The organism is Parerythrobacter lacustris (assembly GCF_024626475.1).
GTDB classification, from domain to species: Bacteria; Pseudomonadota; Alphaproteobacteria; order Sphingomonadales; family Sphingomonadaceae; genus Parerythrobacter_A; species Parerythrobacter_A lacustris.
Genome location: NZ_JANKHH010000005.1, coordinates 339660 through 353512, shown reverse-complemented (window position 1 = coordinate 353512; position 13853 = coordinate 339660). Strand labels below are relative to the sequence as shown.

Genomic DNA, 13853 nt, shown 5'->3' with positions numbered 1-13853 from the left:
GACATGTTTCACGTGAAACATGCTTTGCTTTGACCTGAATCGCGCTCTTGGTTAAGCGCCGTCGCATGCACAGCTTGGAGATTTTGGTTGTTGGCGGCGGTCATGCCGGGGTCGAGGCTGCCTGCGTGGCGGCCCGGATGGGCGCACGCGTAGGACTCGTGACATTCGATGCCTCGGCGATTGGTGCGATGAGCTGCAATCCGGCGATTGGCGGGTTGGGCAAGGGCCATCTTGTCAGAGAGGTCGATGCATTCGATGGAGTCATTGCTCGCGCTGCGGATGCGGGAGCGATCCATTATCGAATGCTCAACCGTTCGAAGGGGAGCGCTGTCTGGGGCCCGAGGGTGCAGGCCGACCGGTCGTTGTTCAAGGCTGAGGTCCAGCGAATCGTTGCCGCTCAGGCGAACCTTACGGTGATCGAAGGGGAGGTGGCCGAGCTTCTCCTCAATGGTGGAAGAGCTGCTGGCTTGCGATTGGCCGACGGGACGAGCGTAACCGCTCAAGCGGTAGTTCTTTGTACCGGCACATTCCTCGGCGGCACACTGTTTCGGGGCGAGGAACGACTGACCGGAGGGCGCATCGGCGAGTCCTCCGCACAAAAGCTCGCGACACAGATGCGAGGAGCCGATCTGCCGATGGCACGGCTAAAGACAGGAACGCCGCCCCGGCTCGACGGGCGGACGATCGACTGGGCGAAGCTTGAGGAGCAGCCTTCGGACAGCGAGGACTGGACCATGTCCCCGATGGTGCGACAGCGGCGCAACCCGCAGGTGTTCTGCGCGATAACCCGCACCAACGCCCGGAGCCATGATCTCATCCGCGCCAATCTCGATCGGTCGCCGCTGTTCAGCGGGGCGATCGATGCGCAGGGCCCGCGCTATTGTCCTTCGATAGAGGACAAGATCCACCGCTTCGGTGATCGCGACGGGCATCAGGTGTTTCTCGAGCCAGAAGGCTTGTCGACCCACATGGTCTATCCGAACGGGATCAGCACATCGCTGCCGGCCGATGTCCAGCTTGCTATGCTGCGCACGATGGACGGGCTCGAGCGGGTGGAAATGGAAGTGCCTGGCTACGCGGTCGAGTATGATTATATCGATCCGCGCGCGCTCACCAAGGGTCTCGAGTTGCGCGAGATTCCGGGCCTCTATTGTGCGGGGCAGATCAACGGCACCACAGGTTACGAAGAAGCTGCGGCCCAAGGGCTGGTGGCGGGAATGCATGCCTCCGCCGCGGTCATGGGTCGCGACCCTGCACCGCTCGACCGCGCGAATAGCTATATCGCGGTGATGGTCGATGATCTCACGCTGCACGGGGTCAGCGAACCCTACCGGATGCTGACCTCTCGTGCCGAGTATCGGCTTCGGTTGCGTGCAAGCAACGCGACAACCCGGCTGACCTCTATGGCGAGGGATGCCGGTTGCCTCGGGTCTGAGCGTGACGCGTGGTTTGAGCGGCGGGACGCTTTGCGCGAGGAGATGGCGAACGCACTCGGTTCGGTTGTGACTGCAGCCGACCTGGGTGGGAAAGGAGTGGAAGTGCGGCGCGACGCCGGGCATCGTCCACTGCGTGAATGGCTGCGCTACGGAGGGATCGACCTCGCCACCTTGTCGACCTGGCTCCCGCCAATGTTCCACGTGGAACGGGATATTGCCGAAGAATTGGCTGAAGACGCTGCCTATGCCCCCTATCTGGAACGCCAGGAATCCGAGTTGCGTGACCTGCGATCGAGCACCGGCGTGAAGTTGGCGGCTGATTTCCCTTATGCGCAGGTCCCGGGCCTTTCGAATGAGATGGTCGAGCGCTTGAGCAAGGCGATGCCGGAGGATCTATCGGCCGCCGGGCGAGTTTCCGGCATAACCCCGGCGGCCCTTTCCGCACTTCTGGTCCACGCGCGCCGGCGTGAACAGTTGGCAGCATGAAGATATACGACGAGACATCGGCGCGCAGCTACGTCGAATCCTTGTGCGATCTCGAGGCGATGGAGCGGCTCGATCGCTTCGTTGCTCTTCTGCTCGAGGAAAACACGCGGCAAAACCTGATATCCAGGCCGACCGAGGCGATCGTTTGGCAACGGCATATCGCCGATAGTGCGCAGTTGCTCGCTCTTGCCCCTGAGGGCAAGGCAGGCGACGGGCCATGGCTCGATCTCGGTTCCGGCCCCGGAATGCCAGGTATCGTTGTTGCAGCAATGCGTCCGGATATGCCTGTTGTGCTGGTCGAATCGCGCCGCAAGCGATTCGCGTGGCTGGGAGCCATGGTAGAAGCTCTTGGGCTGGTCAATTGCCGGGTCGAGGGGTCGAAGCTGGAGCTCGTCACTACGTTTCATGCCGGGACAATTAGCGCACGCGCCTTCGCCCCATTGCGCCGTATCCTCGATCTGTCCGCAAGGTTCTCCACAACCGACACCTTATGGCTGTTGCCCAAGGGACGCTCTGCGGCGCAGGAAGTCGAGGAACTGCCGAAGCGGCTCAAGCAGATGTTTCACGTGAAACAGTCGGTAACCGATGTGGAGGCAGGTATCGTCGTCGGACATCTGACCAAGACGGCGCTCGTCCGGCTTGATGGAGGGAAAGCATGATCACCATAGCCATCGCCAATCAGAAGGGTGGGGTGGGCAAAACCACCACGGCGATCAATATCGCGACCGCTATGGCGGCGACCGGCTGGCGGACCCTACTGGTCGATCTCGATCCGCAAGGGAATGCCTCCACAGGGCTCGGGATCGATGCCGCACACCGTGAAAGCTCCACTTATGATGTGCTGATTGACGAACGCTCCATCCAAGACTGCATCCATGCGACCGAGATACCCGGGCTCGACCTCATTCCCGCTACAGTTGACCTGAGCGGCGCTGAAGTCGAGCTCGTGTCGGTTGAAAACCGTACGCATCGTTTGGGTTCGGCACTGAGGCAGCATCGCGGACACGATATCTGCTTTATCGATTGTCCCCCTTCTCTCGGGTTGCTGACGCTCAATGCGCTCGGGGCGGCCGACACATTGCTGGTCCCGCTCCAATGCGAATTCTTCGCTCTGGAAGGTCTTAGCCAGCTGCTGCAAACGGTCGAGCAGGTCCAGCAGCGCTTCAACCCCGACCTGGGCATAATCGGGATCGCTCTGACCATGTTCGACCGTCGCAACCGGCTGACCGACCAGGTGGCGGACGACGTGCGCGATTGCCTCGGCAATCTGGTGTTCGAATCGGTTATCCCGCGCAATGTGCGCCTGTCCGAAGCGCCAAGCCACGGCTTGCCGGCCCTGATCTACGATCACAACTGCACCGGAAGCCGCGCCTATATCGCGCTGGCCCGCGAACTCATCGGACGTCTGCCCGAACAGAGGAAAGCGGCATGAGCAACCCGACCGACCCGATCCGTTTCTCGGTGCCGCTGCGCAACCAGAGCGAGAAACCCAAGCGGTTGGGCAAGGGGCTAGGGGCCCTGATGGGTGAAAGCCGGCGTGAAGAACCGCTGGTCACAGGCGGCACGTCAAACGTTGCGGGATCGATATCGACACCCAGCAGCGGACTGGCCTCGCTACCGGTTTCAGCGATCGAGCCGCATCCGGGTCAGCCGCGCCGACATTTTGCCGAGGAAGCGTTGGAGGAACTGGCGGAATCGATCGCCGCGCGCGGCGTGATCCAGCCGGTCATCGTCAGGCCGTTGGCAAATGGGCGCTACCAGTTGGTGGCTGGCGAGCGCCGCTGGCGTGCGGCACAAAAAGCGCGGCTGCACGAGATTCCCGCATTGGTGCGCGAGCTCGAAGAGCGCGAGGTTATGGCGCTGGCGTTGATCGAGAACATCCAGCGCGAAGACCTCAATCCCATCGAAGAAGCGCAGGCATATCAAAGACTTGCGGACGAAGAGGGAATGACGCAAGCCGAGATCGCCAAGCTGGTCGACAAGTCGCGCAGTCATGTGGCCAATCTCCAGCGGCTCCTCGGCCTGCCGGAGGCCGTGCTCGATTTGGTCGTTTCCGGCTCACTCAGCATGGGTCATGCCCGCGCGCTGGTCGGGCATGACGATGCGGCGGAGCTAGCAAAAACTGCGGTGACGAAGAAACTCTCGGTCCGAGAAATCGAGCGGCTTGCTCGCAAAGGCGGCGCGGCTGCGGAAGGCGTGCGGCACCCCAGGTCGTCGCGCGATCCGGCCAAGGATGCGGATATCGCCGCGGTCCAGGCACATCTCGAGGAGTTCCTCGGGCTTTCGGTGCGAATCAAGTCCGATACCGACCCGCGTACCGGGGCGGTGACGATCCGCTATCGCACGCTCGACCAGCTCGACTTGATCTGCCAGCGACTCACGGGCGGCGATATCTGACCAGATTGCGCAGCTGAGAGTGACGTAGGCCACGAACTCGGCAGTCAAAATCAAGTGCGCCGCGCAGGACTTGCGCGGCGCAACTTCCTATATTCCCGGAATAGTCGTGACTTTTCAGTCGTTTTTGATGTATTTCGTCGGCTCCGGCGCGCGTTTGATCGGGATCGCCTTGGAAGGTGCGGGGACCGCGCGCTCGCGAACTTCCTCGACCACGACCTCCTCGTAAACCGTCACCGGCTCGTCCACATACTCAACGTATTCGCGAATAATCGCGCGGCGTTCGACTGGCACCATGACCTGAACATACATCATCGGCACCGGGTAATAAGCCTGGCCATAGTAGGCATGCCCATAGGGATAAGCACCCGCAGGGTAGGTGCCATGGTGGCTGGAGCCGCCCGCCAAGTACCGGTCGAGATAGGACTCGCAATACTCGCGCGCGTCGTCCTTGCGGGTCGCCGCATCGATAGCGGAACCGATCGCGAGCCCGGCCAGTCCGCCGACGCCAGCCCCGATCAAGGTGCCGGCAAGACGGTCCCCGTCCGCAACGCGGTTGCCGATCACGCCCCCGGCAATTGCGCCAAGAATGCCGCCGCCCGCGCCGCCGCTGCCGCCTCTCTGGCTGCTGCGATAGACCTCGCGGCACTCGTCGAGCCATGCATCCCGGTCGAACGCAGCCGGCATCGGCGGGGCGTGACGATAGGTCTGTTCGGCAGGCCCGTTGTAGTACTGCTGGTGGTGGGGTGGAGCAGGATGGCGATCCTCAAAGTACTGGTCGTGATATGCGCCGTCTTCGTAGTCTGCCCCGGCTTCGGCCTCGGCCGCTTCGGTCCACGAGTATCCGGCCTGAGGGGGAAGTGGCTGCACCACCGGCTGGCTTTGATAGATCACCGGCTGAGCAGTCTTGGGTACAGGCACGGCGTATTCGTACCCGCTTCCTTCGTAGGTCATCGCCGGTTGCGCCGCTGCCGTCGAAGCGACGGCGGCTGCCAGTCCGGCTGTCCCCAGAGCGAATAAGTGGCGGCTGGTCATCGTTTCTTCCCCTTGCGCGGCCCGGCAGATTCCCGGCGTTAAGGGAAAATATACCATTCAAGCGCTTGAGGTCGCGGGCCTTGCTTGCGTTGTCCCGTTTCGGGGCGAAACCGTCAGATCGAGTCGACGATCGCCACTGCGAGCGCTTCGACCCCCGCCGCATCTTCCTGATCGAAACGGGCGAGCTCGGGGCTGTCGATATCGATCACCGCGATGACCCTGCCATCGCGTTTTACCGGGACGACAAGTTCGGACCGGCTGGCGGCATCGCAGGCGATATGTCCGGGGAAACTGTGGACGTCCTCGACCAGCTGTGTTGCGCCCGAAGCCGCTGCCGCTCCGCAAACGCCATGGCCGAGAGGAATCCGGATGCAGGCCGGGCGGCCGACAAACGGGCCCAGCACGAGCTCGCCATTGACCATGCGGTAGAAACCGGCCCAGTTGATGCCGGGCAAGAACTCCCACATCAGCGCGGCAATATTGGCCATATTGGCGACCGAATCCGGCTCGCCTTCGATCAGGGCCGATGCGGCCTCGCTTAGCTGGCGATAGCGTTCGGGCTTGGGCAAATCGGGATCGGCGGAAAATTCGAACATGCGGCACATCTAGGCGCGCATCCCATTGCCGCAAGCCCTCCCAACGCCTATTCGTGGCTGCATGAGCAAACTGCGCAAATTCCTCATCGCCCTGCTGGTCTTCGTCCTTGTCCTCGCCGGCTTCGGCTGGTGGCTGACCCGGGGCGACACGGCGGGGCTTGCGCTCGAGGATGTAACCGGGACCAAGCCGGTGCTCGAATCGCCCAACAGCGAAATCATTCCGACCGTCAATATTGCCGAACCGATCGGCTGGAAGAAGGGCGAGAAGCCCGAAGCCGCACAAGGCTTGACCGTGACGCGCTTCGCAGACGGGCTGGAGCATCCGCGAGTCCTCTACGCGCTGCCCAATGGCGATATCCTCGCAACCCTGACCCGCGGGCCCAAGGGCGATGGCGGTGGCATAACCGCGTGGATCGCCGAGAAACTCATGTCGCGTGCCGGTGCTGGAGGCGCATCGCCCAACCAGCTCGTGCTGCTCCGCGACGCCGACGGTGACGGGGCAGCCGAGCAGCGCTTCGTGCTCACCTCGGACCTGTCTTCGCCATCGGGCATCGCATGGGCGGACGGTGTTCTCTACGTCGCCAACCACGACAGCCTGGTTTCTTTCTCCTACGCGCCGGGCGCAACGAAGATTACGGCCAAGCCGAAGAAGCTGATGGACCTGCCCGCGGCCGGCAACCACTGGATGCGCAATATCGCCTTCGATCCGACCGGAAAGAAGCTCTATATCGCAGTCGGCTCGGCCTCGAATATCGCCGAGAACGGCATGGACAAGGAAGTCGGGCGCGCGGCGATCCACGAATACAAGGTCGACCAGGGCACCAGCCGTATCTTCGCCGCGGGACTACGGAACGCCAACGGGCTCGACTGGAACCCGTGGAGCGACGAGCTGTGGACGACGGTAAACGAGCGCGACATGCTAGGGTCCGATTTGGTGCCCGACTACCTGACCAATGTACCGGTCGGCGCGCAATATGGCTGGCCGTGGCTCTACTGGCGCAACAATGCCGACCGCCGCGTCGCGGGGCCCATCCCGACCTATGTCGCAAGCTATGCGCGAAAGCCGGAATTCGCGCTTGGTCCGCATGTTGCCGCGCTGGGCCTCGCTTTTACCGAACAAGGGCACCGGATGGGCGAACCTTTCGCGCGCGGCGCCTTCATTGCGCGCCACGGCTCGTGGAACCGAATCCCGGCTTCGGGCTACGATGTGGTTTTCGTCGCCTTCGACGAACGGGGTAATCCCTTGGGCAAGCCGGTTCCGGTGCTGACCGGGTTCCTGACCGGAGACGGCAAGACACGCGGCCGCCCGACCTGGGTCGCCTGGGACAAGGGCGGCGCGCTGCTGGTAAGCGACGATACCGCCGGGATTATCTGGCGGGTGGTCGATCCCAAGGCGAAACCTGCACCGCCGATCGTGCGCGTGAAGTCGACCCCGCTCAAGCCTCAGAGCGAACTCAGGGGCGATCCGCGCGATGCCTTTACCGACGAATTCGCCAGAACGGTGGCCATGCCGATCGAGTGAGTCTGCCGATCCGTCAGCCGGGAAGGCGCATTCCCTCCCTGCCGGCGGATTCGACGATGAACTGCCACGCGACCCTGCCCGAGCGGGCTCCGCGCTGTTTCGCCCATAGGAGTGCGCCCTCAGGCGTGATATCGAGCCCAAAATACTGGGCATAGCCCGCGACGATCCCGAGATAGGTGTCCTGGTCACAGGCGTGGAAGCCGAGCACAAGGCCGAAGCGGTCGGCCAGTGCGAGCTCGTCATCCGCCGCGTCGCGCTCATGGCGCGGCGAATGACCGGAATCGAGCTCGCGTGGCAGAATGGACCGATGATTGGTGGTTACCCCCAGCCGGATATTCTCGGGTCGCGCTTCGACCCCGCCTTCGAGCAGGCTGCGCAAACGGCGCGGTCCGGCGAGATCTCCGGGCGCAAAACCGAGATCGTCCACGAACAGCCAGAAGCGCCGATCGATGTCCCGCAGCTCGACAAAGAGGGCGGGGAGTGACTCGAGGCGGTCGGCCGAAAGCTGGACCAGCGCAAGCTTGCCCGCACCCAGATGCGCTACCGCCGACCGGATCAGCGCGGATTTCCCCATCCCGCGGCTGCCCCACAGCAAAATGTCATGCGCCGCGATCCCCTGCGCATGGCGCGAGACATTGGCCAGGACCCGCTCCTTTTGCGCGTCGATCCCGCTCAGCAGTTCGAGCGGCGGCGCAATGATCGCGTCGATGGAGCGCGCCGCAGTGCCGTCCCAGACATAGGCCGGCGCGGAGCTCCAGTCTGTAGCGCGAGCCGAATTCATCCGCTAGCTGGCCAATTGTTCCGCGCTCAATGCGTAGAGGAGCCGTGCACCGCCCGTTGCAGCGGCTTTCTGGCCCCTCGTCTCCGGAACGACATGGTCGAGAAAGTAGCGCGTGGTTACCGGCTTGGTCGCCGCAAGCGCCGGGGCGCTGCCCGCTGCGACGGCACGCGCCTGAAGCACCATCTGCCATCCCGCGACAGCCACCGCCGACATGGTACAGAACGCCACGCTCCCGGCTAGCCGGTCATCGAGCGAGGCCGTGTCTCGCATCCATTCAGCGATGGCGGTGCAATCCTGCGCCAAGGCGACCAGTGCAGGCTCCTCGACACAGTCCCGCGCAATGTCGGCCATCAGCGCGGCATAGATACCGCCGCCATCGTAGCCGAGCTTGCGGGTTACAAGGTCGGCCGCCTGGATGCCGTTGGTGCCTTCATAGATCGGCGCAATCCGTGCATCGCGATAGTGCTGCGCCGCGCCGGTCTCTTCGATGAAGCCCATCCCTCCATGGATTTGCACGCCCAAACCGGCGATTTCTATGCCCGTATCGGTGCCCCAGGCCTTGACCATCGGCACCAGCACATCCCCCCGGCGCTTCGCGGTGTCGTTGCCCAGCGTTCCGCGGTCGACCTGGCCTGCAGTGTAGTACAGCAAGGCGCGCGCCGCTTCGGTCAGCGCTTTCATTCGCAGCAGCATACGGCGCACGTCCGGATGCTCGATGATCGCGACCGGAGCGCGGTCGGGCGATCCGGCGCGCGCCGATTGCACCCTTTCGCGGGCATAATGCATGGCCTGCTGGAGCGCGCGCTCGCCGATCTGGACTCCCTGGTTGCCGACGTTGATCCGCGCATTGTTCATCATTGTGAACATCGCCATCAAACCGCGATTCTCGGCGCCGACCAGTTCGCCAATGCATTCGCCATTATCCCCGTAGGACATCACACAGGTCGGCGAGGCATTGATGCCCAGCTTGTGCTCGAGGCTGACGCAGCGCAGGTCGTTCCTTGGCCCGAGCGAACCGTCTGCTTTCACATGGTATTTGGGGACCACGAACAACGAGATACCCGCGCTGCCTTCCGGTGCGTCGGGCAGGCGCGCGAGCACCAGATGGATGATATTCCCGGCCAGCTCATGCTCACCCCAGGTGATGTAGATTTTCTGCCCGGCTATGCGGTAGCTGCCAGCATGCTCGCCCTCGGTGATCGGAACGGCGGTAGCGCGCAGCGCGCCAACGTCCGAACCGGCCTGCGGTTCGGTCAGGTTCATCGTCCCCGACCATTCGCCGCTCACGAGCTTGGGCAGATATTTTGCCTGCAGCGCTGCACTGCCGTGATGCTCCAGCGCCTCGATCGCACCGACCGAGAGCATCGGCAACAGGTTGAAGGCCATGTTTGCGGTTCCGAGGTTCTCGAGCACATTGCAGGCGAGAGTGAAAGGCAGGCCTTGGCCGCCAAATTCCATCGGGGATGCGATCGCGTTCCAGCCCTGCTCGACATAGCTGGCATAAGCCTCGGCAAAGCCCGCAGGAAGGCGCACCACGCCGTTTTCGAGCACAGCCCCTTCGAGGTCGCCGATGCGGTTCAATGGCGCGAACTCGCCGGCTGCAAACTGGCCGACACCTTCGACGATTGCCTCGACCATGTCCTCCTCGGCGGCGGCGAAGCGCTCGCTTTGCGCAAGTTCTGCAATGCCCGCGTTGACGCGAATGGCGAGCAGCTGGTCTTGAGTGGCGGGGGCGAAAGGTGTCACGGGCTGTCGAGTCCTCTTGGCATTGCTGCCCATCACCTATAGCGGGCGGGCATGAGCGGCAAGAACGCTACGGAAACGCTATCGGCCGATGCGGCGGGAATCGCCCGCGCAGCGGCGATTCTCGAGAGTGGCGGTCTGGTCGCGGTTCCCACCGAGACGGTCTATGGGCTGGCAGCACGCGCCGACCGGACTGACGCAGTGGCGAAGATTTACGCTGCGAAGGGGCGGCCAAGCTTCAATCCACTGATTGTGCACGTCCGCGACGCCGCGCACGCCGAGCGCTTGGGCGATCTGCCGACTACCTCGAGGGTCCTGGCCGAATCGTTCTGGCCGGCACCCCTCACGCTGGTTGTGCCGAAGCGGGCGGACGCCGATCTGGCACCAGCCGTGACCGCCGGGCTATCCACTGTCGCACTGCGCAGCCCTGACCATACAGCAATGCAGGCTCTATTGGCCGCCTGTGATTTTCCGTTGGCGGCCCCTTCGGCCAATCGCAGCGGATTTGTCAGCCCGACGACTGCCACTCATGTCGCTGCAACGCTCGATGGGCGGATCGATCTGATTCTCGACGCCGGGTTCGCGTGCTCCGAGGGCATCGAGTCGACCATTGTGGCGATCCGGCACGACGACACCTGGGCCGAGCTCCGCACTGGCCCGGTCGATCTTGATCGCCTGCATGAACACTATTGGGGTACGCCTTATAATCGCGCCAAGACGTCAAGCGGGATTGAAGCCCCGGGCCAGCTCGCCAGCCACTATTCGCCGGGTAAGCCTGTCCGGCTCGATGCCGGAAACTTTTCGGCGGACGAATTTGTGATCGGATTCGGTGGGGTGGCAGGGGATTGCACGCTATCGGCCACGGGCGATCTCAACGAAGCAGCAGCACGGCTTTACGACTGTCTCCATTTTGCCGCTCGATCGACCAGGCCCGTCATTGCGATTGCTCCGATTCCTCACGAGGGCATCGGAATCGCGATCAACGACCGCCTGCGCCGGGCCGCAGCCCCGAGCTGAGCGTCAATCGTCACGCGGTGGCGGCGTTGCCGGTATGGTTCGATTGAGCTCTTCCATCTCGTCCCAGACTTCGCGCGCTTCAAGACAAGCGCTACGATCCCCGTCGGTGCAGTCTTCGTCAAGCTGCCTGTAGCGGCGGTCGAGTTTCCCCAGCCGCTCCTCTCGCTCGCGAATTTCCCGTCCGCGCTTCTCGTCGGCTTCGGACTGGCTGGTGGTGGCGAGATCGACCGCGCCGCTCGCAATGCGAACAGGTGCAGTAACGATATCGGCTGCCGCCTTGGCAAGGCACCCGCCCAGCAGCGGTACGGTTGCGGTCACTAGGAATAGCGAAAGGCCGCGCATGGAATACTCCTTCCACACGCGGCCATAGCACATCTGACCCTGAGCCGGGTCTGAATTCGTCGCGACTCTATTGGCCGGATGTGCAGGTAAGTGTACCCGAACCAACCTTGTTGGCTTCGCACGTCGCGCTGCCCGTCACGGCAACGTCGCCAGAACCAACGATATTGGCATCGACTGATCCGTCCGATGCGAATGCCGAACTGCCCGAGCCGATCACATCGACATTTGCCTTGCCGGCCTTGAGCCCCGCGAGCTTTGCGCTGCCCGAGCCCGCCATCTCGATATTGAGCTCCTCCACCGTGCCGCTCGCCGTTACCGAACCTGACCCCAGGATGGCGAGGTCGAGCTTGGTCGCAACCAACCGCGCGACTGCGATTGCCCCAGAGCCGCCGATATTGATATTGGCATCGCTCGCCATCGCGGGTGCTTCGATCCTGCCCGAGCCGAGCATGTCGAGATCTTCGGGAGCAGGCATGGTGACGCGCACTATAGCGGTACCGATCCCGTTGCCCTTACCCTTTGCGCGTGCAATCCCAAGCTCGCCATCCTCGAGAGTGAAGCGCAGCGCCGCCACCGCCTCCTTGTCACCCTCAGTCTCGATCGCAAGTGCTTCGCCTTCGCTGATGATGACAGTGTCAGGACCAAGCAGGGCCAAACCGGTTGGCGGAGTGCCGGACGTATCGAGCTCGGCAAGAGGCACGCCTTCCTCGCCACTGATCGTGATGTGACCGTCGCATGCGCCGAGCGTCCCTGCGAGCCCGATCAATGCGACTGGGGCAACGAGTCTGCTCAAGATGGGCTTCCGAGCCTGCCTATTCGTGAAAGCCTTTGTCATTTCGCGTTCTCCTCCGCTGCCTTTCGAGACTTGGTCGCCCGCTTCGCAACCTTGGCCGGCTTCTTGGTCTTGGCGGGCTTGCGCGGCTTTGCGGCATTGCTCCCTGACTTGGGAGATCGGGGAGGCTTGGGAGGTTTGGGAGGCGCAGGGGCAGCGGTTGCTTCACCTTCGTCGTCGCTTCCGTCACGAGGGACGCAATTGAACCTCCCCGAACCCATTGACTGAACCTGGCAACGTGCGCGGCCAAGGACCGTGATATTGCCCGAACCCATCATCTTCGCCACGATTTCGCCGTCGCTCGCAAGGTGGATCGATCCGGAACCGGTGACGGAGAGCCGCGCCTTGCCTGCCTCCAGCCCGGCCAGGTCGGATACACCCGAACCTGCCGAGACCAGCTTCAGTTTCGCGGCCTTGCCAGTCGCCTGCAGGTGTCCCGAACCCATGAGATTGACTCGGAGGCGCTCGCAGTCGATTTCTTCGAGCCGGATCGAACCCGATCCCGCCACGCTGATCTTCGCCTCGCTTGTCAGGGAACCGGCTTCGAGCGAACCCGATCCCATAACCGCCAGCGAACGCGGAGCCGGAAGTGTGAGATCGACTTTCGCTGTCTCGGTTCCATCCGATCCCGCGTCGCGCCGGGCAATGACCAGCTTGCCGTCCCGCAGCGAGAAGCGGAGGCTATCGGCGCCTTCCCCGGCAGCGTGGATGCGGAAGGTTTCGCCCTTGGCAATCCTGACAGCGGCCGGTCCAAGGACGAGAATCTTGTCCGGGGCGGTTTGCGTCAGGTCAATCTCATCGAGCGGAACACCTTCCCAGTCTCCGCCGAACTGGAACTTGCCATTGTCGAAACGGAACTCGCCACGGTCGAATTTTCCGGCCACGGTCGCAGCGATGATCGGGCCGAGGGATTTGAAGATGTCGTTCAGCATGGGGGATCTCCAGCATGTGCGTATTGGTGATATAATACACTATGCGGCCCTCTTCAATCCCGCCAACGAAAAGGGGCCACCCTTGCGGGCGGCCCCTGTCGATGCCGGAGGACTGTTGGTCGATCAGGCTTCTTCGGTGTTCTCGTAATACTGCGGCGCATGCTCGCGCAACACGTCGAGAATCTTGCCCAGCGCTGCGGGCTCGTCGGTCTTCTCCATCGCCGCGAGTTCGCGCGCGAGACGGCTCGATGCCGCTTCGAAGATCTGGCGTACCGAATAGCTCTGTTCGGGCTGGTCCTCGGGGCGGAACAGGTCGCGGGTCACTTCGGCGATCGACACCAGGTCGCCCGAGTTGATCTTGGCCTCGTATTCCTGCGCGCGCCGGCTCCACATGGTGCGCTTGACCTTGGGCTTGCCCTTCAGGGTTTCCATCGCTTCTTTGAGCGTCTTGTCGCTCGACAGCTTGCGCATGCCGATCGATTCGACCTTGTTGGTCGGAACGCGAAGCGTCATCCGCTCCTTCTCGAAGCGAAGAACATACAGCTCGAGCTGCATGCCGGCGATTTCTTCATTCTGCAGTTCGATGACGCGGCCGACCCCATGCTTGGGATAAACGACATAATCGCCCACGTCGAAGGCGGGAGCCTTGGCTGCCATACACAGTCCTTTCTAAGTGTCGGGACAGCGCTAGCGACAGCCAACCGGTCCTGCGGCCGCCCCGTATTCGGGTGCGGTCT

General features: G+C 63.1%; 14 protein-coding genes. 6 read left to right on the top strand and 8 right to left on the bottom strand.

What is annotated here, in order from left to right; all coding sequences use genetic code 11:
- Positions 1-65 precede the first annotated feature (65 nt).
- The 4 genes from mnmG to NSO95_RS10905 are packed head-to-tail and all read left to right on the top strand — an operon-like array spanning position 66 to position 4319.
- On the top strand, positions 66-1922 hold the full coding sequence (gene mnmG / locus NSO95_RS10920) for a tRNA uridine-5-carboxymethylaminomethyl(34) synthesis enzyme MnmG (protein ID WP_257596268.1): 1857 nt from the start codon (positions 66-68) through the stop codon (positions 1920-1922).
- Between the two features lie 59 nt (positions 1923-1981).
- Complete coding sequence (gene rsmG / locus NSO95_RS10915) at positions 1982-2581, top strand: 16S rRNA (guanine(527)-N(7))-methyltransferase RsmG (protein WP_257596267.1); 600 nt, start codon at positions 1982-1984, stop codon at positions 2579-2581.
- Entirely contained in the window at positions 2578-3354 is a 777-nt protein-coding gene (locus NSO95_RS10910; protein WP_257596266.1) for a ParA family protein, read from the top strand. The genes rsmG and NSO95_RS10910 overlap by 4 nt, the downstream gene beginning before the upstream one ends.
- Positions 3351-4319, top strand: a complete 969-nt coding sequence (locus tag NSO95_RS10905; protein WP_257596265.1) for a ParB/RepB/Spo0J family partition protein — start codon at positions 3351-3353, stop codon at positions 4317-4319. Before NSO95_RS10910 ends, NSO95_RS10905 begins: the two co-directional genes overlap by 4 nt.
- Before the next feature lie 114 nt (positions 4320-4433).
- Here the strand turns inward: NSO95_RS10905 and NSO95_RS10900 are convergent, their stop codons facing one another.
- On the bottom strand, positions 4434-5351 hold the full coding sequence (locus tag NSO95_RS10900; RefSeq protein ID WP_257596264.1) for a YMGG-like glycine zipper-containing protein: 918 nt from the start codon (positions 5349-5351) through the stop codon (positions 4434-4436).
- Between the two features lie 113 nt (positions 5352-5464).
- Positions 5465-5947: a GAF domain-containing protein gene (locus NSO95_RS10895; protein ID WP_257596263.1), complete on the bottom strand. Its 483-nt coding sequence runs from the start codon at positions 5945-5947 to the stop codon at positions 5465-5467.
- 61 nt (positions 5948-6008) lie between these two features.
- Here NSO95_RS10895 and NSO95_RS10890 point away from each other — a divergent pair, with 61 nt between their 5' ends.
- The gene (locus NSO95_RS10890; protein WP_257596262.1) at positions 6009-7469 is read left to right on the top strand and encodes a PQQ-dependent sugar dehydrogenase; all 1461 of its coding nucleotides are present in this window, start codon (positions 6009-6011) and stop codon (positions 7467-7469) included.
- A gap of 13 nt (positions 7470-7482) precedes the next feature.
- On the opposite strand, the gene NSO95_RS10885 is transcribed toward NSO95_RS10890, so the two are convergent.
- The gene (locus tag NSO95_RS10885) at positions 7483-8250 is read right to left on the bottom strand and encodes an ATP-binding protein (protein WP_257596261.1); all 768 of its coding nucleotides are present in this window, start codon (positions 8248-8250) and stop codon (positions 7483-7485) included.
- 3 nt (positions 8251-8253) lie between these two features.
- On the bottom strand, positions 8254-10029 hold the full coding sequence (locus tag NSO95_RS10880; RefSeq protein WP_257596260.1) for an acyl-CoA dehydrogenase family protein: 1776 nt from the start codon (positions 10027-10029) through the stop codon (positions 8254-8256).
- A gap of 18 nt (positions 10030-10047) precedes the next feature.
- On the opposite strand from NSO95_RS10880, the gene NSO95_RS10875 reads away from it, so the two are divergent.
- Positions 10048-11010, top strand: coding sequence for an L-threonylcarbamoyladenylate synthase (locus NSO95_RS10875; RefSeq protein ID WP_257596259.1), 963 nt, complete (start codon positions 10048-10050; stop codon positions 11008-11010).
- Positions 11011-11013: 3 nt separating this feature from the next.
- On the opposite strand, the gene NSO95_RS10870 is transcribed toward NSO95_RS10875, so the two are convergent.
- The 4 genes from NSO95_RS10870 to NSO95_RS10855 all read right to left on the bottom strand — a co-directional run bounded on the left by NSO95_RS10870 (position 11014) and on the right by NSO95_RS10855 (position 13773).
- Positions 11014-11352, bottom strand: coding sequence for a hypothetical protein (locus NSO95_RS10870; RefSeq protein ID WP_257596258.1), 339 nt, complete (start codon positions 11350-11352; stop codon positions 11014-11016).
- A 67-nt stretch (positions 11353-11419) separates the two neighbouring features.
- Positions 11420-12145 carry a head GIN domain-containing protein gene (locus tag NSO95_RS10865; RefSeq protein ID WP_257596257.1) on the bottom strand — a complete coding sequence of 242 codons (726 nt, stop codon included), beginning with the start codon at positions 12143-12145 and terminating at the stop codon, positions 11420-11422.
- A gap of 38 nt (positions 12146-12183) precedes the next feature.
- Positions 12184-13116 carry a DUF2807 domain-containing protein gene (locus tag NSO95_RS10860; protein ID WP_257596256.1) on the bottom strand — a complete coding sequence of 311 codons (933 nt, stop codon included), beginning with the start codon at positions 13114-13116 and terminating at the stop codon, positions 12184-12186.
- 123 nt (positions 13117-13239) lie between these two features.
- Positions 13240-13773, bottom strand: coding sequence for a CarD family transcriptional regulator (locus tag NSO95_RS10855; RefSeq protein WP_257596255.1), 534 nt, complete (start codon positions 13771-13773; stop codon positions 13240-13242).
- Positions 13774-13853: the final 80 nt, after the last annotated feature.

Excerpts from the sequence above, each read along its gene's own strand:
- NSO95_RS10855 (WP_257596255.1), bottom strand. The coding sequence starts at position 13,773 with ATGGCAGCCAAGGCTCCCGCCTTCGACGTGGGCGATTATGTCGTTTAT.
- NSO95_RS10890 (WP_257596262.1), top strand. The coding sequence starts at position 6,009 with ATGAGCAAACTGCGCAAATTCCTCATCGCCCTGCTGGTCTTCGTCCTT.
- NSO95_RS10880 (WP_257596260.1), bottom strand. The coding sequence starts at position 10,029 with ATGGGCAGCAATGCCAAGAGGACTCGACAGCCCGTGACACCTTTCGCC.
- NSO95_RS10870 (WP_257596258.1), bottom strand. The coding sequence starts at position 11,352 with ATGCGCGGCCTTTCGCTATTCCTAGTGACCGCAACCGTACCGCTGCTG.
- NSO95_RS10895 (WP_257596263.1), bottom strand. The coding sequence starts at position 5,947 with ATGTTCGAATTTTCCGCCGATCCCGATTTGCCCAAGCCCGAACGCTAT.
- NSO95_RS10905 (WP_257596265.1), top strand. The coding sequence starts at position 3,351 with ATGAGCAACCCGACCGACCCGATCCGTTTCTCGGTGCCGCTGCGCAAC.
- NSO95_RS10875 (WP_257596259.1), top strand. The coding sequence starts at position 10,048 with ATGAGCGGCAAGAACGCTACGGAAACGCTATCGGCCGATGCGGCGGGA.
- mnmG (WP_257596268.1), top strand. The coding sequence starts at position 66 with ATGCACAGCTTGGAGATTTTGGTTGTTGGCGGCGGTCATGCCGGGGTC.
- NSO95_RS10860 (WP_257596256.1), bottom strand. The coding sequence starts at position 13,116 with ATGCTGAACGACATCTTCAAATCCCTCGGCCCGATCATCGCTGCGACC.
- NSO95_RS10885 (WP_257596261.1), bottom strand. The coding sequence starts at position 8,250 with ATGAATTCGGCTCGCGCTACAGACTGGAGCTCCGCGCCGGCCTATGTC.
- NSO95_RS10900 (WP_257596264.1), bottom strand. The coding sequence starts at position 5,351 with ATGACCAGCCGCCACTTATTCGCTCTGGGGACAGCCGGACTGGCAGCC.
- NSO95_RS10910 (WP_257596266.1), top strand. The coding sequence starts at position 2,578 with ATGATCACCATAGCCATCGCCAATCAGAAGGGTGGGGTGGGCAAAACC.
- rsmG (WP_257596267.1), top strand. The coding sequence starts at position 1,982 with ATGGAGCGGCTCGATCGCTTCGTTGCTCTTCTGCTCGAGGAAAACACG.